This window comes from Kitasatospora sp. NPDC087271, from assembly GCF_044744605.1.
In the GTDB taxonomy this organism is placed as follows: Bacteria; Actinomycetota; Actinomycetes; order Streptomycetales; family Streptomycetaceae; genus Kitasatospora.
In genome coordinates, this window is record NZ_JBIUYQ010000043.1 from 22,726 (window position 1) to 44,601 (window position 21,876).

At 73.8% G+C, this 21,876-nt stretch carries 19 protein-coding genes; 13 read left to right on the forward strand and 6 right to left on the reverse strand.

What is annotated here, in order from left to right; genetic code table 11:
- Window positions 1–16: 16 nt before the first annotated feature.
- Window positions 17–304 carry a type II toxin-antitoxin system Phd/YefM family antitoxin gene (locus ACIO9K_RS36785; RefSeq protein ID WP_400336238.1) on the forward strand — a complete coding sequence of 96 codons (288 nt, stop codon included), beginning with the start codon at window positions 17–19 and terminating at the stop codon, window positions 302–304.
- A complete protein-coding gene (locus tag ACIO9K_RS36790; RefSeq protein WP_363625795.1) occupies window positions 301–570 on the forward strand; it encodes a type II toxin-antitoxin system RelE/ParE family toxin in 270 nt (89 codons plus the stop codon). The genes ACIO9K_RS36785 and ACIO9K_RS36790 overlap by 4 nt, the downstream gene beginning before the upstream one ends.
- A 4-nt stretch (window positions 571–574) precedes the next feature.
- Here the strand turns inward: ACIO9K_RS36790 and ACIO9K_RS36795 are convergent, their stop codons facing one another.
- From ACIO9K_RS36795 to ACIO9K_RS36805, 3 genes are all read right to left on the reverse strand, one after another.
- Window positions 575–1,867 carry a coenzyme F420-0:L-glutamate ligase gene (locus tag ACIO9K_RS36795; protein ID WP_400336240.1) on the reverse strand — a complete coding sequence of 431 codons (1,293 nt, stop codon included), beginning with the start codon at window positions 1,865–1,867 and terminating at the stop codon, window positions 575–577.
- A gap of 28 nt (window positions 1,868–1,895) precedes the next feature.
- A complete protein-coding gene (cofD, locus tag ACIO9K_RS36800; RefSeq protein ID WP_363587598.1) occupies window positions 1,896–2,855 on the reverse strand; it encodes a 2-phospho-L-lactate transferase in 960 nt (319 codons plus the stop codon).
- 104 nt (window positions 2,856–2,959) lie between these two features.
- The gene (locus tag ACIO9K_RS36805; RefSeq protein ID WP_400336256.1) at window positions 2,960–3,577 is read right to left on the reverse strand and encodes a cysteine dioxygenase; all 618 of its coding nucleotides are present in this window, start codon (window positions 3,575–3,577) and stop codon (window positions 2,960–2,962) included.
- Between the two features lie 628 nt (window positions 3,578–4,205).
- Between ACIO9K_RS36805 and ACIO9K_RS36810 the strand changes: the two genes are divergently transcribed.
- From ACIO9K_RS36810 to ACIO9K_RS36820, 3 genes are all read left to right on the forward strand, one after another.
- Window positions 4,206–4,478, forward strand: coding sequence for a WhiB family transcriptional regulator (locus tag ACIO9K_RS36810; RefSeq protein WP_045702141.1), 273 nt, complete (start codon window positions 4,206–4,208; stop codon window positions 4,476–4,478).
- Between the two features lie 217 nt (window positions 4,479–4,695).
- Window positions 4,696–8,547 carry a glycosyltransferase family 2 protein gene (locus tag ACIO9K_RS36815; RefSeq protein WP_400336243.1) on the forward strand — a complete coding sequence of 1,284 codons (3,852 nt, stop codon included), beginning with the start codon at window positions 4,696–4,698 and terminating at the stop codon, window positions 8,545–8,547.
- 6 nt (window positions 8,548–8,553) lie between these two features.
- Complete coding sequence (locus tag ACIO9K_RS36820) at window positions 8,554–10,284, forward strand: DUF5719 family protein (RefSeq protein ID WP_400336245.1); 1,731 nt, start codon at window positions 8,554–8,556, stop codon at window positions 10,282–10,284.
- Window positions 10,285–10,337: 53 nt separating this feature from the next.
- On the opposite strand, the gene ACIO9K_RS36825 is transcribed toward ACIO9K_RS36820, so the two are convergent.
- Window positions 10,338–10,790, reverse strand: coding sequence for a metallopeptidase family protein (locus tag ACIO9K_RS36825; protein ID WP_079135840.1), 453 nt, complete (start codon window positions 10,788–10,790; stop codon window positions 10,338–10,340).
- An 84-nt stretch (window positions 10,791–10,874) separates the two neighbouring features.
- Between ACIO9K_RS36825 and ACIO9K_RS36830 the strand changes: the two genes are divergently transcribed.
- The 6 genes from ACIO9K_RS36830 to ahcY all read left to right on the forward strand — a co-directional run bounded on the left by ACIO9K_RS36830 (window position 10,875) and on the right by ahcY (window position 17,356).
- Complete coding sequence (locus tag ACIO9K_RS36830) at window positions 10,875–11,318, forward strand: DUF3499 domain-containing protein (protein ID WP_363625785.1); 444 nt, start codon at window positions 10,875–10,877, stop codon at window positions 11,316–11,318.
- 190 nt (window positions 11,319–11,508) lie between these two features.
- On the forward strand, window positions 11,509–12,894 hold the full coding sequence (locus ACIO9K_RS36835) for a phosphomannomutase/phosphoglucomutase (protein ID WP_363587590.1): 1,386 nt from the start codon (window positions 11,509–11,511) through the stop codon (window positions 12,892–12,894).
- Between the two features lie 83 nt (window positions 12,895–12,977).
- Window positions 12,978–13,160: a Trm112 family protein gene (locus tag ACIO9K_RS36840; protein ID WP_063349138.1), complete on the forward strand. Its 183-nt coding sequence runs from the start codon at window positions 12,978–12,980 to the stop codon at window positions 13,158–13,160.
- A 66-nt stretch (window positions 13,161–13,226) separates the two neighbouring features.
- A complete protein-coding gene (locus ACIO9K_RS36845) occupies window positions 13,227–14,501 on the forward strand; it encodes an SIS domain-containing protein (protein WP_400336248.1) in 1,275 nt (424 codons plus the stop codon).
- A gap of 77 nt (window positions 14,502–14,578) precedes the next feature.
- Entirely contained in the window at window positions 14,579–15,556 is a 978-nt protein-coding gene (locus tag ACIO9K_RS36850; RefSeq protein WP_400336250.1) for a cation diffusion facilitator family transporter, read from the forward strand.
- Between the two features lie 351 nt (window positions 15,557–15,907).
- Window positions 15,908–17,356, forward strand: coding sequence for an adenosylhomocysteinase (ahcY, locus tag ACIO9K_RS36855; RefSeq protein ID WP_363587584.1), 1,449 nt, complete (start codon window positions 15,908–15,910; stop codon window positions 17,354–17,356).
- 80 nt (window positions 17,357–17,436) lie between these two features.
- On the opposite strand, the gene ACIO9K_RS36860 is transcribed toward ahcY, so the two are convergent.
- Entirely contained in the window at window positions 17,437–18,336 is a 900-nt protein-coding gene (locus ACIO9K_RS36860) for a sigma factor (protein ID WP_400336252.1), read from the reverse strand.
- Window positions 18,337–18,448: 112 nt separating this feature from the next.
- On the opposite strand from ACIO9K_RS36860, the gene ACIO9K_RS36865 reads away from it, so the two are divergent.
- On the forward strand, window positions 18,449–19,099 hold the full coding sequence (locus ACIO9K_RS36865; RefSeq protein ID WP_350886472.1) for a hypothetical protein: 651 nt from the start codon (window positions 18,449–18,451) through the stop codon (window positions 19,097–19,099).
- A gap of 46 nt (window positions 19,100–19,145) precedes the next feature.
- Here ACIO9K_RS36865 and ACIO9K_RS36870 read toward each other — a convergent pair whose 3' ends face one another.
- Window positions 19,146–20,162 (reverse strand): RDD family protein, encoded by a 1,017-nt coding sequence (locus ACIO9K_RS36870; RefSeq protein WP_363625778.1) that lies wholly within the window; start codon window positions 20,160–20,162, stop codon window positions 19,146–19,148.
- A gap of 294 nt (window positions 20,163–20,456) precedes the next feature.
- Between ACIO9K_RS36870 and ACIO9K_RS36875 the strand changes: the two genes are divergently transcribed.
- The gene (locus tag ACIO9K_RS36875) at window positions 20,457–21,461 is read left to right on the forward strand and encodes a stage II sporulation protein M (RefSeq protein ID WP_363625776.1); all 1,005 of its coding nucleotides are present in this window, start codon (window positions 20,457–20,459) and stop codon (window positions 21,459–21,461) included.
- The last annotated feature ends 415 nt before the right edge of the window (window positions 21,462–21,876 follow it).

Genomic DNA, 21,876 nt, shown 5'->3' on the forward strand with positions numbered 1-21,876 from the left:
CGGTGTACACACCGATGTGTACGCTCGACGCACGACTGACGCACTGAGCATCCGGGAACTGCGTGCGAACATCGCCCAGGTGGTCAACCAGGCCGAGGCCGGCGAGATCACCGTGATCACTCGGAAGGGCGAGCGGGTCGGAGCGGTCGTGCCGATCGAGATCCTCGACGCCATCGAGGATGCCGCCGACGAACTGCTCGCCCGTGAGGCCGAGCAGCACCGGAACGATCCCACCGTGACCATGGCCGAGCTCCTGGCCGACCTGTTCGACTCGCCCAGGGACCCGTCCGGGGGCGCTGCGTGAAGTACGCGTTCCGCTTCACCGCGCACGCCAAGCGCCAGCTGCGTGACATCAGCCGGGTCGACGCGATGCGGATCCTCACCGCACTCACCGTTCTCGGCGAGGACCCGTACGCCGATGGCCCGGATGCCGAGAAGCTGGCGGGTCACGTCGGCCTCTACCGTCTCCGCGTCGGCGTCCACCGCGTGGCCTACGAGATCCACGACGGCGTGTTGGTGATCCTCGTGGTGGCCGTTGGAAATCGCCGCGAGATCCATCGCGGTCTCTGAACCGCTACCGCACCTCGATGAAGGCGTCGGCGTCGCGTTCCGGGCGTTCGCGCGGGGGTTCGGCGGGGCGGCCGACGGCGATGGCGCCCATCGGGTCCCAGCCGCCCGGGAGGTCGAGGGCCGCGCGGACGGTGTCGCGGCAGAACATGGTGGACGACACCCAGGCGGAGCCGTAGCCCTCGCCGGTGAGGGCGACCAGGAGGTTCTGCACGGCGGCGCCGGCGGCGACGGTGAACATCTCCCGTTCGGCGGCGGCGCGCCGCTGGTCGGGGTAGTGGTGCGAGCCGTCCATGACGAGGCAGGGCACCACCAGGTAGGGCGCGTCGCGCAGGACGTCGCCGCGGGCGGTGCGGCGGGCGATCCGGGCGTCGTCCCAGCCGTCGAGTTCGCGCAGGTCGCGCTGCCAGGCGGCGAGCATCGCGTCGAGCAGCCGGGTGCGGGCCCGCGCCGTCTCCAGCAGGACGAACCGCCACGGCGTGGTGTGGTGCGGGGCGGGCGCGGTGACGGCGGCGGCGACGGCGCGGCGCACGGCGCCGGGGTCGACCGGGGCGTCGGTGAAGGAGCGGACGGTGCGCCGCAGGGTGACGGCCCGGCGCAGCGCCTCGGAGGTGCCGAGCCGGAACATGTCGTCGGCGGCGGGGCGGACCAGCGGCCGGGTGCCGTCGCCGTCCTCGGCGGTGACGAGGTGGCCGAGCCCGCGGACGACGGCGACCGGCACGCCGCTGGTCTTGCCCTTCACCAGGTCGGCTGCGGCGGCGAGTTCGTCGGCGGTGGCGGTGACGGTGAGCGCCAGCTCGTTGCCGTGGCTGTCGGTGCGCCCGCGGTGGTCCTCCAGCACGGACAGCCCGGCGGCGCCGATGGCGACGTCGGTGAGCCCGTTGCGCCAGGGCCGGCCGAAGGTGTCGGTGACGACGACGGCGAGCCGGCGGCCGGTGAGCTGCTGGAGCCGCCCGCGCAGGGCGCGGGCGGAGGCGTCCGGGTCCTCGGGCAGCAGCAGGACGGTGCCGGGGGCGGTGTTGGAGGCGTCGACGCCGGCGGCGGCCATGACGAAGCCGTTGCGGTTCTCGACGATCCGGGCGGGGCCGCGCCGGGCGACCACCCGGACGGTCTCGGCCTCGATCGCGGCCTCGCGGTCGGCGGCGTGCAGCAGCCGGCCCTCGGCCTTGCTGACGATCTTCGAGGTGACGATCAGGATGTCGCCGTCCTGGTACTCGCCGGCCTTGGCGAGCAGCGCGGCGAGGTCGGTCCCGGCGTCGATCTCCGGCAGCCCCTCGACCGGCAGGATCCGCAGGCTCATGCGCCCGCCCCGTTGCGCCCGCGCCCGCTCACTTGCGCACCTGCTCGGCGAGGGCGAGGGCGGCCCGGGCCATCTCGGCGGTGGCCTCGACGTCGGTCATCAGCAGCGGGACGGCCCGGCAGGCGATCCCGGCGGCTTCGACGGCGGCGACCGAGGCCTGGTCGGCGGTGTCGACGAGCCAGCCGTCGATGAGTGCGGCGCCGTAGTTCAGCGCGACCGCCTCCGCGGTGGCCTCGACGCCGACGGCGGCGAGCACCTTGTCGGCCATGCCGCGCACCGGGGCGCCGCCGATGATCGGGGAGAGCCCGACGACGGGGGCGGGGGCGGCGGCGACGGCCTCCCGGATGCCGGGGACGGCGAGGATGGTGCCGATGGAGACGACCGGGTTGGACGGCGGGAAGAGGATGACGTCGGCGGCGGCGAGGGCCTCCAGGACGCCGGGCGCGGGCTTCGCGGTGTCGGCGCCGACCGGGATGATCGCCTCGGCGTCGACGGCGGCGTGCAGCCTGACCCAGTACTCCTGGAAGTGGATCGCCCGGGTGCCCTGCTCGTCGGTGATCCGCACGTGGGTCTCGACCCGGTCGTCGCTCATCGGCAGCAGCCGTACGCCGGGCTTCCAGCGCACGCACAGCGCCTCGGTGACCTGGCTGAGGCTGTAGCCGGCGGTGAGCATCTGGCTGCGGACGAGGTGGGTGGCGAAGTCGCGGTCGCCGAGCCCGAACCACTCGGGGCCGACGCCGTACTCCTTCATCTCGGCCTTGATCGACCAGGTCTCGTCGGTGCGGCCCCAGCCCTGCTCCTCGTGGATGCCGCCGCCGAGGGTGTACATCACGGTGTCGAGGTCGGGACAGACCTTGAGGCCGTAGAGGTGGATGTCGTCGCCGGTGTTGCCGATGACGGTGATCTCGTCCTGCGGTCCGACCGCCGCGAGGAGTCCGCGCAGGAAGCGCGCTCCGCCGATTCCGCCTGCCAGTGCCACGATGCGCATGGGTTCATCCTGCCACGGTCCGACTGCCCGTCAGCCCGGTCGTCAGCCCGGTCGCCGGCCCGGCCGCCGGCGGGTGCGACGGCCGGGCTGACGTGGGCGGGTGCTCAGTGCGCCTCGGCCTGGGCCTGCGGGTGCTGCTCGGGGACGGCGGTGCCGCCGTACTGGTTCATCTCGGTGAGGCCCGGGGTGTAGAGGTGGATGGAGACGGCGGGTTCGAGCGTGCCGTTGACCACCTCGTGGAGGTAGCCGGAGGAGAAGACCCGCTGCCCGCCGGGGCGCAGGGTGCGGGCTCCCTCGCCGGCGCGGGTGAGCGAGCGTTCGATCAGCTCGCCCTGGACGACGGTCATCACGCCGGAGGACTCGCCGTGGTCGTGGAAGCCGCTGCTCTGGCCGGGCAGCCAGCTGAGCAGCCAGACCTCGTAGCCGGGTCCGGTCTCCAGCCGGGCGTACCAGCGGGTGAGCGCGTCGTAGCGGACCAGGGGTTCCCAGCGGGCGCGGTCGGCGGCGATCTCGCGGATCAGCCGGGCGTGGCCGGCCACGGTGGTGGGGTGGCGGGGCAGGTCGGTGCGGGCCAGGTGCGGGAAGGCGAGCGGGTCACCGGCGATGGAGACGTCGCTGAGGCCGTCGGTCCAGCCCCGGGCGGGCGCGGCGGGAGCGGTGGGCGCGGGGCTTCGGCGGGCGAGTTTGTTGCGGTCGCGGTTCCGCTTGCGGATACGGGTCATACGCACGGGAGTCGTCCTCGGAGTGGCGGCTGTTCGTCGGGGATCAGCCGGATCCGGGATGTCCTGGGACGGGAATCGCGGGCGGCCTCTGTGCTTCCTGGGGGCGGCGCGCGGTGGGACGCGGGCGCCTAGATACAGCAGGAACAGAGGCGACAACAAGAGCTCGCGGCACGGCGGAGCGTGGAACCGCTCCGGGGGCTGGCGAACTCTGACATAGGGGAAAGGAGACCGCATCCGTGGGGCCGGTGTCAAACACAGGGATGCGGCATTCGAGGGGGTTACGCCAAGAAGTTGCCCGGATGGGGTGATAAATCACGCTCTATGTTTCGATGGGAAGATCGCCGGGAAGGCAGGGCGATGACCGGCCTGTGATGGTGACCGAGCGTCACTCGCCGAATGGTTGTGGCTGGTTCGACGCCGTTCGGGGCTTTCGGATCGAAGGTCCAATGTGTCCGAATATGTACACTATTCGTAACGGCTTGGTGCCGGGGAGTGAATCCTCGCCCCAATACCAGAGCTCGGCTTGACTGAGCCAGAGTGACGCAACTGTAATTTCACTCGTGTCGTCGGCCGCACGAGGCAACGGCAACCACGGGGACGCCAAGTAGGGGCAGAGGAGGCGCGCCACATGAGCGAGCTCTTTGAGCTGTTGATCGGTGACGGCATCACGGAGGAGGAAGAGGAACTCGGTTGGCAGGAGCGCGCGTTGTGCGCCCAGACCGACCCCGAGTCCTTCTTCCCCGAGAAGGGCGGCTCCACGCGCGAGGCCAAGAAGGTCTGCCTCGCCTGCGAGGTCCGTTCGGAATGCCTGGAGTACGCCCTCGCCAATGACGAGCGGTTCGGCATCTGGGGCGGCCTCTCCGAGCGCGAGCGCCGCCGGCTCAAGAAGAGCGCGGTCTGACCGGGGCGGCCGCCGACCCCCGCTGACCCTTCGACAACCACACGGCAGTACGGGCGCCTCACCGCGGCGGTGGGGCGCTTTCGTGTTCCCTGCCGGCTCTTCACCGGTCCCGCACCGGCACCGCGGACGAAGCCGCCATCCGGAGCCGTTAGTGTGGTGCGCCATCCGGTTGCCGTTCACCGGCTGTGTCCACCGAGAACTGAGGCCCGCGCACTCGATGACCGTCTACAGCCACCAGAGCGGCTTCACCGCTGCCAGGCCGCCCGCCTACCCGCGCCACCTGGTCACCGCGGTGATCGTCTCGCACGACGGGGCCCGCTGGCTGCCGCAGGCCCTCGCCGGCCTGCTCGGCCAGGACCGCCAGGTCCAGCGGGTGCTCGCGGTCGACACCGGTTCCACCGACAACTCTCCGCAACTGCTGGCGGACACCCTCGCGGACTGGCTGCCCGAGAGCGGCCCGCTGCTCCTCGGCCGCCGGGCCGGCTTCGGCACCGCCGTCGCCGAGGCCGTCTTCAGCAGCCCGCCGCTGCGCCCGGAGGACCTGCCGTACCGGCTCGACCCCTCCGGCTACGACCCGGTCACCGGCGGCTGGGACGACTTCGGCGACCCGCTCGCCCAGGAGGACGACCTCGGCCGCGGCGGCCCGCGCGAGACACAGCCCGTCGAATGGCTCTGGCTGCTGCACGACGACTGCGAGCCGCAGACCGACGCGCTGCGCCGGCTGCTCCAGGTCGCCGACTCCACCCCCAGCGCCGCCGTGGTCGGCCCCAAGCTGCGCAGCTGGTACGACCGCCGCCAGTTGCTGGAGGTCGGCGTCACCATCGCCCGCTCCGGCCGCCGCTGGACCGGCCTCGACCGCCGCGAGCAGGACCAGGGCCAGCACGACCAGGTCCGCCCGGTGCTCGCCGTCTCCAGCGCCGGCATGCTGGTGCGCCGCGACGTCTTCGAGGAACTCGGCGGCTTCGACAAGGCGCTGCCGCTGATGCGCGACGACGCCGACTTCTGCTGGCGGGTCAACGCCGCCGGCCACCGCGTGGTGATCGCCCCCGACGCCGTGCTGCGGCACGCCGAGGCGGCCAGCCGCGAGCGCCGCGCCATCGACTGCGGCCCCGCCCACCCGCACCGGGTGGACAAGGCCGGCGCCGTCTACACCCTGCTCGCCAACTGCAAGGGCGCGCTCTTCCCCTACGTCCTGCTGCGGCTGGTGCTCGGCACCCTGCTGCGGGCCGTCACCAACCTGCTCGGCAAGGACCCGCGCCAGGCCTTCGACGAGCTCACCGGCCTCGGCCACGAACTCGTCCGCTTCCCCCGGCTGCTGGCCGCGCGCAAGCAGCGCGCCCGCACCCGGGCCGCCGACGCCCTGGACGACCGCACGCTCTTCCCGCCGCCCGGCGCCACCGCCCGGCTCGCCGTCGAGGGCGTGATCGGCTCCCTCGGCATAGGGGGAGGGGACGACACCGGCCGGCACGGCTCGGTCGAGGCCGGGCCGGGCGGCGAGGACGACGAGGACCTGGTCGTCGAGCAGTTCACGCTGATCAAGAAGCTGGCCCGGCGTCCGGCGCCGGTGCTGTTCGCGGCCCTGCTGGTGTTCGCCCTGATCGCCTGCCGCGGCCTGTTCGGCAGCGGCGAGCTGTTCGGCGGCGCCCTGCTGCCGGCCACCGACGGCGCCGGCGGCCTCTGGTCGATGTACGCGGACGCCTGGCATCCGATCGGCACCGGCTCCACCGCCGCCGCGCCGCCGTACCTCGGCGTGCTCGCGGTGCTGTCCTGGGTGCTGTTCGACCACGCCGACCTCGCGCTCACCCTGCTGATCGTGCTCACCGTGCCGCTGTCGGCGGTCAGCGCCTACCTGGTGTCCCGGCCGCTGCTGGACTCCAAGCTGGTCCGGGCCTGGGCCAGCGCCGCCTACGCGCTGCTGCCCGCCGCGACCGGCGCGCTCGCCCAGGGCCGGATCGGCACCGCCGTCCTCGCCGTGCTGCTGCCGCCGCTGGCCCGCGCCGCCGCGATCGCGGCCGGTCTCGGCATCCGCGACGAGAGCGCCGCCAAGGGTGCCCGCCCGGGGTGGCGGCCGGTCTGGATGACCGTCCTGCTGCTCACCCTGGCCACCTCCTTCGTGCCGTTGACCTGGGCGCTCGCCCTGCCGCTGTGCCTGGCGACGCTGGTCGTCGCGGTGGTCCGCGGCGGCGCCTTCGGCTCGGGCGGCGCCGCGCTGCGCCTGCTCGGCCTGCGCGTCCTGGTGATCCTCGCGCTGCCCGTCCTGGTGCTGGCGCCGTGGTCGCTGACGGTGCTGACGCACCCGCAGTGGCTGCTGCTGGAGGCCGGCCTGCCCGGCCTGCACGGCACCGGTGCGAGCGCGGCCGGCCTGCTGCTGGTCAACCCCGGCGGCGCCGGGGTGCCGCCGGTCTGGCTGTCGGCCGGCGTGGTGCTCGCCGCGCTCGCCGCACTGCTGCGCGCCGACCGCCGCCGCGCGGTGCTGGCCGCCTGGGGTGCGGCCGGTGCGGGCCTGGTCTTCGCGGTCGCGGTGGCGGGCACCTCCGTCACCCCGGCCTCCGGCGGCCCGGCGGTGCCCGCCTGGGCCGGCCCGGCCTCGCTGATCGCCGGGATCGCCCTGCTGGCGGCCGCCGCGATCGGCGCCGACGGCGCCAACGCCCGCGTGGCCGGGATCGCCTTCGGCTGGCGCCAGCCGGTGGCCGCGCTGGTGGTGGCCGCCGCGGTGCTGGCCCCGCTGGGCACCGGCCTGTGGTGGGCGCTCACCGGCGCCGGCAAGCCGCTGCACCGGGCCCAGGCCGGCCAGGTGCCCGCGTTCATCGCGGAGGAGGCCGGCACCACCGACCGGTCCCGCACCCTGGTCGTCACCGGCGACCCGGGCGGCGGCGCGGTCCGCTACACCGTGGTCCGCGGCGCGGGTCTGACGCTCGGCCAGGCCGAGTCCACCGTCGACCCGGCGACCGGCACCCAGGACGGCCTGAACAAGATGGTCGGCAGCCTGCTGGCCGGTTCCGGCGCCGACCAGGCCGGTGCGCTCTCCGGCTACGGCATCGCCTACGTGCTGGTCCAGAAGTCGGTGATCGCCACCTACAAGGACGTCCTGGACACCACCCCCGGCCTGGTCAAGGCCAACCAGGACGGCGACTCCGCGCTCTGGCAGGTCACCGGCGCCCCCGCCGTCCGCGCGGTGATCACCGCCCCGGGCGCCGCCCCGGTGGTCGTCCCGGCCGGGGCCCGCGACCTCACCGCCACCGTCCCGGCCGGCCCGGAAGGCCGGGTGCTGCGGCTCGCCGAGTCCGCCGCCCCCGAGTGGAAGGCCACCGTGGGCGGCACCGCGCTGGAGTCCGTCACGGTCGACGGCTGGGCGCAGGGCTTCAAGCTCCCGGCCGGCGGCGGCAAGCTGTCCGTCACCCGGGAGGACGGCTTCGCGCACACCGGCTGGATCTGGGCCCAGGTGCTGCTCGGCCTGACCATCCTCGTGCTGGCCCTGCCCGGACGCCGCAGCCACAAGGACGACGACCTGCCCGAGGAGGTGGTGGCCGCCGCCGCGCTGGCCGCCGCGGCCCAGGCGCAGGCGCCCGCCCCCGGCAGCCGCCGGGCCCGCCGGATGGCCGAGCGCGGCGAGGGCGGCGAGGACGGCGGGGTGTACGAGGGCCCGCCGGGCGCGATCCCGGCGCAGCCCGCCGGCGAGCCGGTGGCCGAAGCGGTCCAGGCGGCCGCCGCCGTCCAGGAGGCCGAGCCGTACACCGACCCGTACCAGACGTACCAGCAGGCCGACCCGTACAGCTACGACCAGTACGCGGCCCAGCAGCCGGTGGCCGCGCCGTACGGCGGCCAGGGGTACGACGGCCAGGGCTACGAGGGCTACCAGCCGCAGGCGTACCCGCAGCAGGGCTACGAGCAGCAGCCGTACCCGCAGGAGCAGCAGTACGGCTACGAGCAGCAGCCCTACCAGCAGACGGAGCACCAGCAGCCGTGGGTGCCGGGGCAGCCGCAGGCCGGGCCCTACTACGACCCCAACGACCCGAACGACCCCAACGGCACGGGCCGGTACCCGCACCAGCACGGATCGGGGAGCTGACCCGCGATGAAGAAGCCCGCATTCAGGAAGAAGTCCGCGCCCGAGGCCGTCGAGCCGACGGAGGCCGCCGAGGCCGCCGAGGCCGGGAAGTCCGGGCACGCTCCGGCCCAGGCGCCGGAGCCCGCGGCCTCCGCCCGGCCGGCCGGGCGGTCCGGGGGCACCAGGACCACGCAGTCCCTGCTGGCCGCGGCCGTCGTGCTCGCGGCGGTGTTCGGGATCGCCGAGACGCGCCCGCCGGCCTCCCCCGCCAAGGCGGACGGTGGCGTCGCCCCGACCACCGCGCAGGTCGAGCGGACGGCGGCGGTCTGCCCGCAGCCGCTCCAGGGCCTGACCGGCTCGACCACGCTCACCGCCTACACCCCGCCCGGGACGGGCGGCGCCACCGGCGGGGCCGGCTGGCTCTCCGACGCCGCCGCGCCCGCGACCCCGCCGACCACCGCGCCCTCCGCCCCGGCGGCCGGCGCCCCCGCCGCGCCGTCCGGCTCGGCCGCCCCGGCCGCCCCGGCCGCCCCGGACAAGGGCGCCGCGCCCGCCGACGCCCGGCTGACCCTGGCCAAGCCCGGCACCCCGGCCACCGGCCCGGCCGCCAACGGCGACACCGCGCCCGGCACCGGGGCCGTCGCCACCGGCGCCCTCGCCCCCGGCTTCACCGTCACCCAGACCACCGTGGTCACCGAGCAGCGCGGCCTCGGCCTGTCCGGCCTCACCTGCACCCCCGCGGGGACCAGCTTCTGGTTCGCCGGGGCCAGCACGGCCGGCGACCGGGTCGACTACGTCAGCCTGGTGAACACCGAGTCCTCCGCCGCCGTGGTCGACATCAAGCTGTACGGCGACAAGGGCCTGATCGAGAACGACGCCGCCAACGGCATCACCGTCGCCCCCGGCAGCTCCCAGTCCGTGCTGCTGCCGACGATCAGCAAGGGCGCGGTCAACGACCTCGCCGTGCACGTGGTCGCCCGCAGCGGGCGGGTCGGCGCCGCGCTGCACGCCGCCGACGGCGGCAAGGGCGCCGACTGGATCCCGGCCTCGGCCGAGCCGGCGGCCACCCAGGTGCTGCCCGGCCTGCCCGCCGACACCTCCGCCGCCCACCTGGTGGTCTGGGCGCCGCCGGAGGACGACGCCGACCTGAAGATCCAGCTGTCCGGCAAGAACGGCTGGTTCACCCCGGCCGGCAACGAGTCCATCCACATCAAGGCGGGCATGGTGGCCGCCGTCGACCTCGGCAAGGTCACCCGCGACGAGGTCGCCGGGCTGCGGCTGTCGCCCACCGACGACAAGCACCCGACCCCGGTCGTGGCCGGCCTGCGGGTCGACCGGGCCGGGGGCGGCGGCAAGAGCGACGCCGCCTGGCTCACCGGCACCGGCCCGGTCGGCGCCCGCGCCACGGTGGCCGACAACCGGGCCGGCGCGTCCACGCTGTTCCTGACCTCCGCCGGCGACGCCGCCACCGTCCGGGTCACCGCCTCGGCCGGCAGCGGCGGCGGCACCCCGGTGAGCAAGGACGTCCAGCTGCCGGCCGGCGGCACGGTCGCCCTCCCGGCGCCCGAGCCCGGCGGGCTGAACGGCAGCTTCGCGCTCACCGTCGAGACCGTCTCCGGCGGCCCGGTGATGGCCGCCCGGATGCTCTCGCTGCCCGCCAAGGACGTGCCGATGTTCACCATCCAGTCGCTGCGCGACGACCACAGCACCGTCAGGGTCCCGCGGGCCGGCCAGGATCCGGGCGTCGTCCTGCGCTGACCGGTCGGACGGGGCGGTACCCGGCAGGCCCGGGTACCGCCCCGTCCGCGTGCTCAGTCCTCGTCGTAGCGCGGGTCGATGGCGTCCGGGGACAGCCCCAGCAGCTCCGCCACCTGCTCGATCAGGATCTCGTGCACCAGCGCCGCGCGGTCCTCCCGGGTCTTCGCCCGGATCTCCACCGGCCGCCGGTACACCACGATCTGGCTCTTGCGCCCCTGCTTGCCCGGCAACACCCGCCCCAGCGGCACGCCGTCCTCGCCGTCGGCCGCGTCGGGCTCGTGCAGCGGCACCTCCTGGACGGCGAACTCCACTTCGATCAACTGCGGCCAGCGCCGTTCAAGACGCTCCACCGATTCGCGCACGTAGTCGTCGAACAGTTCGGAACGGGTGAGCGAGATCGGCACCTGGGGCGGCGCCAGCGGGCCGCGCAGCCCCCTGCCGTGCCGGTCGCGATGCCGGGGACGGCGCGAGGGTCCCGTCGATGACTGCGGTGCAGAGCTGTCCATATCACTGCCGAGGGTAGTCCTTGGACGGTCGGAAGTGGACTACTCCGACGGGGAAACGCCCGGGGCGGCGGGGCGCGGACCGGCGTGCGGACCGCGACACGGCACACCCGCCGGACAGGCGGTCTTCGCTCCCCGGCGAGGAGTGCGGTACCGTCCACCTTCGTGAGCTCTGTACGTCGTTGTTCGCGGACCGCGTGCGGCCGGCCGGCCGTCGCGACGCTGACGTACGTCTACGCGGACTCCACCGCCGTCCTGGGCCCGCTCGCCACCTACGCCGAGCCGCACTGCTACGACCTGTGCGCCGAGCACGCCGAGCGCCTCACCGCCCCGCGCGGCTGGGAGGTCGTCCGGCTGGCCGCCGAGGCCGGGCCGCTGCGCCGCAGCAGCGACGACCTGGAGGCCCTCGCCAACGCCGTCCGCGAGGCCGCCCGGCCGCAGACCCCCCGTCAGGGCCGCGGGTCCGAGGGCGAGTCCACCGAGGGCGGCCGCCGCGGCCACCTGCGCGTCCTGCGCTCGCCGGACAACTGACGCCGCGCAGCCGACGCCGTACCCCGCCCGGGCCCGCACCGGGCGTTCGTCCGACTTGGGTACGCTGCCCGTCTACCGTCACCGCGGACCGTCGACCGAACGGGCGGTGACCCCGACGTATCGTGACCGTGGGCGGCCAGCCGCCGATCACACGCACACCGACCAGTACAGAGACCAGGGTGGAGCCGCAGTGCGCGACCTCAAGCAGCTCGTGAAGGCCTACGACGTCCGAGGCGTCGTCCCGGACCAGTGGGACGAGCACCTGTCCCGGGCCTTCGGCGCCGCGTTCGTGCAGGTCACCGGCGCGTCCGCGATCGTCGTCGGCCACGACATGCGCCCCTCCTCCCCGTCGCTCACCCGGGCGTTCGCCGAGGGCGCCGCCGCCTACGGCGCCGACGTCGTCCAGATCGGCCTCTGCTCGACCGACCAGCTCTACTACGCCAGCGGCAAGCTCGACCTGCCCGGCGCGATGTTCACCGCCAGCCACAACCCGGCCCAGTACAACGGCATCAAGCTGTGCCGGGCCGGCGCCGCCCCGGTCGGCCAGGACACCGGCCTCGCCGAGATCCGCGAGCTGGTCGAGTCCTGGACGGGCGAGGACGACACCGTCACCGTCCCGGCCAAGGACGTCAAGCCGGGCGCGCTGTCCGAGCAGGACACCCTGCGCGGCTACGCCGACCACCTGCTGGGCCTGGTCGACCTCACCGCGATCCGCCCGCTCAAGGTCGTCGTGGACGCGGGCAACGGCATGGGCGGCCACACCGTGCCGACCGTCTTCGACGGCCTGCCGATCGAACTCGTCCCGATGTACTTCGAGCTGGACGGGACCTTCCCCAACCACGAGGCCAACCCGCTCGACCCGAAGAACATCGTCGACCTCCAGGCCAGGGTCCGCGAGGTCGGCGCCGACCTCGGTCTGGCCTTCGACGGCGACGCCGACCGCTGCTTCGTCGTCGACGAGCGCGGCGAGCCGGTCTCCCCGTCCGCCATCACCGCCCTGGTCGCCGCCCGCGAGATCGCCCGCGCCCAGGCCGCCGGCGAGGCCGAGCCGACCGTCATCCACAACCTGATCACCTCCTGGACCGTCCCCGAGGTGGTCCGCGAGCTCGGCGCCAACCCGGTGCGCACCCGGGTCGGCCACTCCTTCATCAAGCAGGAGATGGCCGTCACCGACGCCGTCTTCGGCGGCGAGCACTCCGCGCACTACTACTTCCGCGACTTCTGGCGCGCCGACACCGGCATGCTGGCCGCGCTGCACGTGCTGGCCGCGCTCGGCGGGCAGCCCGGCACGCTGTCCGCGCTCACCGCCGAGTACGACCGCTACGCCGCCTCCGGCGAGATCAACAGCACCGTCGCCGACCAGGCCGCCAGCACCGCCGCCGTCCGCGCCGCCTACGCCGGCCTGGAGGGCACCACCGTCGACGAGCTGGACGGCCTCACCGTGGCCGGCCCGGACTGGTGGTTCAACCTGCGCGCCTCCAACACCGAGCCGCTGCTGCGCCTGAACGCCGAGGCCAAGGACCCGGCGAAGATGGCCGAGCTGCGCGACGGCGTGCTCGCCATCGTCCGCGCCTGACCGAGGCCCGCTGTGCCCCGGCCGGTAGGGTTGCCTATCGGCCGGGGCACCGCCGTGCCACCCCCCGACTTTTGGAGAGCCCCATGAAGCTCGAATCCTTCCTGCTGGAGATCCTGGTCTGCCCGCAGTGCCGGGCCGCGCTCACCGAGGGCGGCACCGAGGAGCAGCCCGAGCTGCTCTGCACCGGCGCGGACTGCGGCCTCGCGTACCCGGTGCGGGACGGCATTCCGGTCCTGCTGGTGGACGAGGCCCGCCGCCCGGCCTGATCCTTGGGGCGAAGCCCCCACCCCGTCAGCCCAGCGCGCACAGGACAGCAGCCGGAGGCCCGCCGCATGCTCGACGACACCCTGCTCGACGACCCGGCCGCCCTGCAGCGCGCCGACCGCGACCGCGCCCTGCTGGCCCTGGCCGGCGCCGGCGCGCGGGTCCGCACCGCGCTGCGGCTGGCCGACGCGGCCGGCCTGGACCGGCTGCGCCCGGACGGCCGCCCGCGCGCCGTCCTGGTCGCGGGCCACGGCAGCGCCCTGACGGCGGGCGAGATCCTGACCGCGCTGGCCGGCAGCGCCGGCCTGATCACCACGCTGCCGCCGACCGAGGCGGCCGCCCCGCGCGCCGACCGGGCCGGCGCGCCGCCCGCCTTCACCGCCGGGCTCGGCTGGCAACTGCCCGGCTGGGCCGGCCCGCTGGACCTCCTGGTGGTCAGCTCCGCCGACGGCGGCGAACCGGGCCTGGTCAGCCTCGCCGAGCAGGCCTACGCGCGCGGCTGCGCGATCGCGGTCACCGCCCCGGTGGGCAGCCCGCTGGCCGAGGCCGCGTTGCAGGTGCGCGCGCTGCCGCTGCCGTACGTGGCCTCCGCGCTGCCCGAGGACGAGGCGCCCGCCCGCCCGGCCGCCGAGCCGGACCTCCCCGCCGAGGACCCGGCCGCGCTGTGGTCCCACCTCACCCCGCTGCTCGCGCTCGCCCAGAAGATCGGCATCACCCAGCTGCCGTACGACGCGCTGCCGGCCGTCGCCGACCTGCTGGACGCGACCGCCGTCCGCTGCCGCCCCGACGCCGCCGCGTACACTAACCCGGCCAAGGGCCTGGCCGCCCGGCTGGCCGGGACGGTCCCGCTGCTGTGGGCCGAGGGCCCGATCGCCGGGGCCGTCGTCACCCGCTTCGCCGCCCAGCTCGCCGAACGGGCCGGCCGCCCGGCGCTGGCCGGGCCGCTGCCGCAGGTGCTCACCGCCCACCGCGGCATGTTCACCGGCCAGTTGGGCGCGGGCGCGGACCCGGACGACTTCTTCCGCGACCGGGTCGACGAGCCGGATCCGCTGCACCTCCAGGTCCTGCTGCTGCGGCACGTCCCGGGGGCGCCCGGCGGTCGGCCCGGGGCCCAGCCCGGCGGCGCGGCCGACGAGGCGGACGGGCCGGCCGAGGTGCCGGAGGACGACGCGGGCCCGCGCAGCTTCGGCGTCACCCGCGCGCACCGGCTGGCCGGCGCCCACGACGTCCGGCTGACCGAGTACGCGACCACCCGGCCGGACCCGCTGCACGCGCTCGCCGACCTGGTCGCGCTGACCGACTTCGCCGCCGTCTACCTCGGGCTCGCCGCCGCGCAGTCCTGAGCCGGCGTCGCACGGCCGGTACGGTAAGCGCTCGACGGAGCAGCGCGACCAGCCATTGCGGCGGAGGGACCCGGAGCATGAGTACAGAAGGCGGCACCAAGGCACTGGTCGCGGCACTGTCCGCGAACCTGGCGATCGCGGCGGCCAAGTTCACCGCCTTCGGCTTCACCGGCTCCTCGTCGATGCTGGCCGAGGGCGTGCACTCGGTCGCCGACTCGGGCAACCAGGTGCTGCTGCTGATCGGCGGCAAGCGGGCGCGCCGGGCGGCGGACGAGGAGCACCCGTTCGGGTACGGCCGCGAGCGCTACGTCTACGGCTTCCTGGTGGCGATCGTCCTCTTCAGCGTCGGCGGCCTGTTCGCGATCTACGAGGGCTGGCACAAGGTCAACCACCCGGAGAAGCTGGACTCCTGGGGCTGGGCGGTCGGCGTGCTGATCTTCGCCGTCGCGATGGAGGGCTGGTCCTTCCTCACCGCGATGCGCGAGTCGGCGAAGGCCAAGGGCGGCCAGGGCTGGGTGCAGTTCATCCGCACCGCCAAGGCCCCGGAGCTGCCGGTGGTGCTGCTGGAGGACGCCGGCGCGCTGATCGGCCTGGTGCTCGCGCTGCTCGGCGTCTCGCTCACCGTGGTCACCGGTGACGGCGTCTGGGACGGTGTCGGCACCCTGGGCATCGGCGTCCTGCTGGTGCTGATCGCGGTGGTGCTCGCCCTGGAGACCAAGTCGCTGCTGCTCGGCGAGTCCGCCGACCGGGATTCGGTGCGCCGGATCCGCGAGGCGCTGGTGGACGGCGAGGCCGTCACCGGCGTGATCCACATGCGCACCCTGCACCTGGGGCCGGAGGAACTGCTGGTCGCCGCCAAGATCGCCGTCAACGCGGAGGACAGCGCGGCCCGCGTCGCGCGGGCGATCGACGCGGCGGAGGAGCGGGTCCGGGCCGCCGTCCCGATCGCGCGGGCGATCTACCTGGAGCCCGACGTCTACAGCACCGAGAAGGCCGCCGCGGGCGAGGACCCGGCGGCCACCCCCGGCGGGCCCGGGCCCGGCGCCTCGCACTGACCGCCGCCGGCCGCCGCCGGCCGGGGCTGGCTGGGATCCGCTTGAGGACCCGTCCGGTCCGAGGCCGAAATCGCTCATCGGCGGACGGCCGGTGGGGCCGCCGGTGTAGATTCGTCACCAGAGCCAGAACGTCGCTGCTGATGGCGGTTGATCGGCGGTCCGCCCCTGTGGGGTGTGCCCCGGTCGAGGGAGAGAGGTCCTCCGACGGTTTGTGCTGCGCAGCAGGGAACCGGTCCACCACCACGGATCCGGCCGCCCCGGCGTAGCCGTGCACCCGTACGGCCCCGCCCCCGCTGCGACCGCACACACAGGACCTTGGCCACGCCCACCCCATCAGCGAGGAGCAGACGCATGTCGACCGACACCACCGGTGACTTCAAGGTCGCCGACCTTTCCCTGGCGCCGTTCGGCCGCAAGGAGATCCAGCTGGCCGAGCACGAGATGCCCGGCCTGATGTCGATCCGCGCCGAGTACGCCGAGTCGAAGCCGCTGACCGGCGCCCGCATCACCGGCTCGCTGCACATGACCGTGCAGACCGCCGTCCTCATCGAGACCCTGACCGCCCTGGGCGCCGAGGTCCGCTGGTGCTCCTGCAACATCTTCTCCACCCAGGACCACGCGGCCGCCGCCATCGCGGTCGGCCCGGAGGGCACCCCGGAGAACCCGCAGGGCGTGCCGGTCTTCGCCTGGAAGGGCGAGACCCTGGACGAGTACTGGTGGTGCACCGAGCAGGCCCTGACCTGGCCCGAGGGCAAGACCCCGAACATGATCCTGGACGACGGCGGCGACGCCACCCTGCTGATCCACAAGGGCGTCGAGTTCGAGAAGGCCGGTGCCGCGCCGGACCCGTCCACCGCGGACAACGACGAGTTCCGGATCATCCTGGAGCTGCTCAACCGCACCCTCAAGGACTCCCCGAACAAGTGGACCGAGGTCGCCGCCACCATCAAGGGCGTGACCGAGGAGACCACCACCGGTGTCCACCGCCTGTACGAGATGCACCGTGACGGCCAGCTGCTGTTCCCGGCGATCAACGTCAACGACTCGGTCACCAAGTCGAAGTTCGACAACAAGTACGGCTGCCGCCACTCGCTCATCGACGGCATCAACCGCGCCACCGACGTCCTGATCGGCGGCAAGGTCGCCGTCGTCTGCGGCTACGGCGACGTCGGCAAGGGCTGCGCCGAGTCGCTGCGCGGCCAGGGCGCCCGCGTCATCGTCACCGAGATCGACCCGATCTGCGCGCTCCAGGCGGCGATGGACGGCTACCAGGTCGCCACCCTGGAGGACGTCGTCGAGACGGCCGACATCTTCATCACGACCACGGGCAACAAGGACATCATCATGGCCTCCCACATGGCCCGGATGAAGCACCAGGCCATCGTCGGCAACATCGGCCACTTCGACAACGAGATCGACATGGCCGGCCTGGCGCAGCTGCCCGGCGTGGTGAAGACCGAGGTCAAGCCGCAGGTCCACGAGTGGCGCAAGGCCGACGGACGCACCATCATCGTCCTCTCCGAGGGCCGCCTGCTGAACCTGGGCAACGCGACCGGCCACCCGTCGTTCGTGATGTCCAACTCCTTCGCGAACCAGACGATCGCCCAGATCGAGCTGTTCACGAAGACCGAGCAGTACCCGATCGGCGTCTACGTGCTGCCCAAGCACCTGGACGAGAAGGTCGCCCGGCTGCACCTCGACGCGCTCGGCGTGAAGCTGACCACCCTGAGCCAGGAGCAGGCCGACTACATCGGCGTCCCGGTCGAGGGCCCGTACAAGGCGGAGCAGTACCGCTACTGATGCGGTGAGCCGTACGCCGGTGGCCGGCACCCCTGCGCAGGGGTGCCGGCCACCGGCGCGTTCGGTCGGCCGTCGGCGGTTCAGGGCGCGATGACGTCGGTGGTCCAGTCGGTGGCGTCCGGGCCGAGGGCCTCGGTGTGGGCGAGCATCCAGGGGAGGCCGCCGAGCTGCTCCAGGGAGGGCGGATCGCCGGCTCCGGTGCCGATGGAGATCTCCACCCCGTTCTGGACGGACTCCAAGGGCGGGTGCGGGTCGGTGTAGGGCGAGCCGTCCGTGCTGGTGTGGACCGGGCGCGGCCCGATCGGCCGCAGGGTGACCGAGACGTTCTTCCCCTCGACCTGGAACATCAGCCACAGGCTCCAGGCGCCGACGCCGTCCGTGTCCGGCCGCCAGAGCGAGACGTCGGTGGCCTTGAACGTCTCGGGCAGGCCGGTGAACCGCACCGGCAGCGGGACGTCCCAGTGGCCGTACCGGACATCGGCCGCGACCCTGAGCAGAACCTCCCGGGAGAGGTTTTCGAGGCGGCCGCCACCGTTTCCGCTGATCTCCGCCCACCGGCCGTCGGGGGTCAGCCAGCGCAGCGTCGGGGCGGCCGTACCACCCGAGTCGACCAGCCAGTAGGCCGGCCGCCCTTGGCGGGCCGGCAGCGTCGCCAGGGCGTGGCGCAGGTCCAGCGAGGCGTCGAGGTCGACGGGTACGGACTCGGTGTCGAGGTCGGTGCCCGGCCGGCTGGTCCGTCGCCACCAGGAGGTGCGCTGCTCGGCCAGGAAGGTGTTGACCAGCACCCTGCGGGCGTAGCCGTCCAGGTTCTCCATGCGGCCTGCCCGCGACCAGTTCACGTACAGCTTGGTGATGGTCTCCTGGACCAGGTCGTCCGCGCGGTGCCAGTCCCCGCACAGCAGATAGGCGACCTTGCGCAGCCAGCCGCTCCTGGAAGCCACGTACTCCGTGAACTCCTCGTCGCGTGCCTGCTTCGCCATCTGCGCCCCCCTTCTCCCGCGTACCGTCGGCGCTCGTGCGCGCCGTCCACCCCCCTAATGCGGGCACCCGCCCCGAACGTTGCATGCGAAGTGCGCACGTAGGCTTTCGGGCATGCCCAACGGCCGGTACTCGCTCCATACAGCCATGACTCCTCTGGGTCACGACCGCGTGCTGCTCGGGGAGGAGCGCTTCAGCTGCGCCCCCGGGGCGGCCGGCTGGCGGTACGTCTCCAAGACCTACGCGCCGGACGGGCGGGTGATCGGCAGCGTCGACCTCACCCTGGACTCGCGGGCCCGCCCGCTGCGGATGGAGCTGCGGGCCGGTGGCTGGCAGGTGCGCGGCGGCGCGGTGGACGGCGTCGCCTGGGTCCGGACGGACGCGGCGGACCCGGGCGGCGAGCACAGCGTGGAGGGGCACGACCGGGCGCACGGGTTCACCGGCGGCTCGCCGGCCTTCCTGGTCGCCACCGCCCGGCTGCTGCGGCTGCGGGAGGGGGCGAGTGCACGGGTGCGGCTGGTCGCCTTCACCGAACCGGTGCTGGCGCCGCGCACCTTCGACCAGGGGTGGCTGCTGGAGGGTGTCGACACGCACCAGACCGACTCCGGGCCGCTGCTGGTCGAGCGGTACCAGGTCGCGGACCTGGAGACCGGCGAGCAGCAGGTCGTGCACCTCGCGGGGGACGTGGTGCTGGCGGCCGACGGGATCGAACTGGAGGAGCTGGCGTCGCCGCCGAACGCCTGGCCGGCGCAGTTCGGGGAGTAGGTCCGGGCTGAGTGGGTCGGGCGGCGGGCCCGACGGCACGGTGAGCCTAGGCGGGCGGCGCGAAGCCGGTGCCGGGGGCCGGTGTCGGGGCTGGGGCCGGTGTCGGGGACGGCTGGTCGGCGGTGGGCGGGGCGGGCTTCTCGAAGGAGGGGGCGGCCGGGGCCGCGGTCGTCGGCGGGGTCGTTGCCGCGGTCGTCGTCGGGACGCCGAGGACGCGCAGCGGCCCGCCGTCCGCGGTGGGCGGCTGGGGAGCGGGAGCCGGCCACGCGGCGGGTGCGGGGGCGGCGGTCCGCTGCCGCTGCCACTGGGCCTGGGCCCGCGTCCACTCCCGGCGCTGGCGCTCGGTGAGCACCGCGCCCAGGTATGCCGCCGGGTGCAGCCCCTGCGCCACCGGATGACCGGTCCGGGCGGCCAGGTCGCCGGCCAGCCGGGTGGACATCTGGAGCGCCACCGTGGGGTCCAACTGGCCTATGCGACCAAGCAGTTGGCGAATCGCCAGCCAGAGCGGCTCCGGCACGGCGGACAGGTCCATCGCGACCAGCTCCCGGCCCATCGTCTGGAGCAGGTGCGGGTGCACGGGCGGCAGCGGCGGCGTCCCCCCGCCCGGGGTGCGCTCGCGGACGACCACCGTCCCGGCGAAGATGTCGCCCAGCCGCTTGCCGTCCACGTTCACGGCCGAGGTGATCACCGCCGGCACGCCGGTCATGGCGACCAGCTCCATGAAGCCGACCAGCCCGCGCACCAGCGAGTGCCGGAACCGCACCGGTCCGCCGTCGGTGCGCACCACCCGCAGGCCGAGCGCGGCCTTGCCGAGCGAGCGCCCGTGGGTGAAGGTCTCGACCATCACCGGCACGGCCACCAGGAAGAACACCAGCAGCCCGATCAGGGTGGCCGCCAGCGCCGCACCGTCCAGTCCGATCAGGGCGACGCTCAGGGTGAGCGAGACCAGGAACAGGGCGGCGAACTCCACGAGCAGGTCCAGCGTGATCGCCAGCGCCCGGCTGGGAAGCTTCGCCGTCTGCAGGTCGAGGACGACCGCCTCACCCGTCACCAGGTCGCTCAAGACACCTGTCCGTTCACGTTCGTGGAGCCGTACAGCTCACTCATGGAGGCCGCCGAGGGCGGCACGGACGAGGGGAGGGGCGTCATCCGGACCGGCCCCCACGACCTGCTCTCCGCAGTCTGATCCGCAGCCGCAAACATACGGCGCCCGGTGGTCGCACGGGAAGTGAGATCCCGGCGGTCGGGGGGCCCACCGCTGCTGGCATGCTGGGCCGCGCGTGTCCGTACGTACCCGCCCGTCCACCCCGCCCGCGACCGGGCCCCTCGCGCCCACCGCCGACCATGGAGCCGCCGAATGGACCTGGACGTCTTCGTCGCCACCCACCAGGGGGAGTGGGCACGGCTGGACGCCCTCGCCCGACGGCGCCGGCTCGGCGGAGAGGAGGCCGACGAGCTGGTCACCCTGTACCAGCGCGCCACCGGCCACCTGGCCAAGGTCCAGGCCGCCGCACCGGACCCTGCCCTGCTCAGCCGGCTGACCGGCCTGGTCTCGCGGGCCCGCAGCGCGGTGACCGGATCGCGCAGCAGCGGATGGCACGACGTCGCCCGGTACTACACGGTGAGCTTCCCGGCCGCGCTGTACCGCGCGCGCCGCTGGTGGGTGCCGGTCGCGGTCGTCTCGCTGCTGGCCACCGCGGTGCTCGCCTGGTGGATGGCCACCCACCCCGAGGTCCGCAACAGCCTCGTCGCCCCGGATCACCTGCGGGAGATGACCCGCCCGGGCGGGCAGTACGAGTCGTACTACTCGGACCGCCCGGCGAGTTCGTTCGCCGCGCAGGTCTGGACGAACAACGCCTGGATCGCCGTGCAGTGCCTGCTGTTCGGGATCGCGCTGGGTCTCCCGGTGCTCTGGGTGATGTGGACCAACGTGGTCAACCTCGGTGTCGGCGTCGGGCTGATGGCCTCCGCCGGGCGACTCGACGTCTTCCTCGGCCTGCTCATCCCGCACGGCCTGCTGGAGCTGACCGCGGTGTTCGTGGCCGGCGGCCTCGGTCTGCGCCTCGGCTGGACGGTCATCGACCCCGGCCCGCGCACCCGTGGAACGGCCCTGGCCGAACAGGGCCGCTCCATCATCGGCATGTCCATCGGCCTTGCCACGGTGCTGGCCGTTTCCGGTGTGCTCGAAGCGTTCGTCACCCCTTCCGGGCTGCCGACCTGGGCACGCATCTCGATCGGAGTGCTGGCCGAGGCGGCATTCCTCCTCTACGCGCTGGTGTGGGGCCGAAAGGCCGCCGAGGCCGGCGAAGTCGGTGATCTGGACGCGGCCGATCGGGCGGATCTGCAACCCGTCGCGGCCTGAGGCGAGGTGATCCACATGCCTCTGACCTGGTAGTCTTCTCGCATCCCGACCAAACCATTGACGTGGTGAGGGTGGGCTAGTAGGTTTGAACGGTTGGGACAGACTGGACAACGGTCAGTCCCGGGCGTTAGTGTCTACGACACCGCCAAATCGAGGTGAGCGCATTTTATGAATGCACATCCTTCGACGAAGCAAAATCCCGCGGACTGAGCACATCGAAAGCTTTGATAAGCTTCGGAGCGAAGTTCGAAGGAAATCCCGCCAGCGGGAATTCGGAGAAACGAAGCCGGTAAGAACGGCCGCGAGGATCTGATAAGCTGGAAACACGAAAGAACGAAGCGCCCGGAGGGCCCGCTGGAAGGCGGTCCGAAGGAAGTGTCCGTTCCTTGAGAACTCAACAGCGTGCCAAAAGTCA

What these genes read in the sequence shown, in the direction of transcription:
- ACIO9K_RS36795 (WP_400336240.1), bottom strand. Translation starts at nt 1,867, where the DNA reads ATGAGCCTGCGGATCCTGCCGGTCGAGGGGCTGCCGGAGATCGACGCC.
- cofD (WP_363587598.1), bottom strand. Translation starts at nt 2,855, where the DNA reads ATGCGCATCGTGGCACTGGCAGGCGGAATCGGCGGAGCGCGCTTCCTG.
- ACIO9K_RS36805 (WP_400336256.1), bottom strand. Translation starts at nt 3,577, where the DNA reads ATGACCCGTATCCGCAAGCGGAACCGCGACCGCAACAAACTCGCCCGC.
- ACIO9K_RS36810 (WP_045702141.1), top strand. Translation starts at nt 4,206, where the DNA reads ATGAGCGAGCTCTTTGAGCTGTTGATCGGTGACGGCATCACGGAGGAG.
- ACIO9K_RS36815 (WP_400336243.1), top strand. Translation starts at nt 4,696, where the DNA reads ATGACCGTCTACAGCCACCAGAGCGGCTTCACCGCTGCCAGGCCGCCC.
- ACIO9K_RS36820 (WP_400336245.1), top strand. Translation starts at nt 8,554, where the DNA reads ATGAAGAAGCCCGCATTCAGGAAGAAGTCCGCGCCCGAGGCCGTCGAG.
- ACIO9K_RS36825 (WP_079135840.1), bottom strand. Translation starts at nt 10,790, where the DNA reads ATGGACAGCTCTGCACCGCAGTCATCGACGGGACCCTCGCGCCGTCCC.
- ACIO9K_RS36840 (WP_063349138.1), top strand. Translation starts at nt 12,978, where the DNA reads ATGAAGCTCGAATCCTTCCTGCTGGAGATCCTGGTCTGCCCGCAGTGC.
- ACIO9K_RS36845 (WP_400336248.1), top strand. Translation starts at nt 13,227, where the DNA reads ATGCTCGACGACACCCTGCTCGACGACCCGGCCGCCCTGCAGCGCGCC.
- ACIO9K_RS36850 (WP_400336250.1), top strand. Translation starts at nt 14,579, where the DNA reads ATGAGTACAGAAGGCGGCACCAAGGCACTGGTCGCGGCACTGTCCGCG.
- ahcY (WP_363587584.1), top strand. Translation starts at nt 15,908, where the DNA reads ATGTCGACCGACACCACCGGTGACTTCAAGGTCGCCGACCTTTCCCTG.
- ACIO9K_RS36860 (WP_400336252.1), bottom strand. Translation starts at nt 18,336, where the DNA reads ATGGCGAAGCAGGCACGCGACGAGGAGTTCACGGAGTACGTGGCTTCC.
- ACIO9K_RS36865 (WP_350886472.1), top strand. Translation starts at nt 18,449, where the DNA reads ATGCCCAACGGCCGGTACTCGCTCCATACAGCCATGACTCCTCTGGGT.
- ACIO9K_RS36875 (WP_363625776.1), top strand. Translation starts at nt 20,457, where the DNA reads ATGGACCTGGACGTCTTCGTCGCCACCCACCAGGGGGAGTGGGCACGG.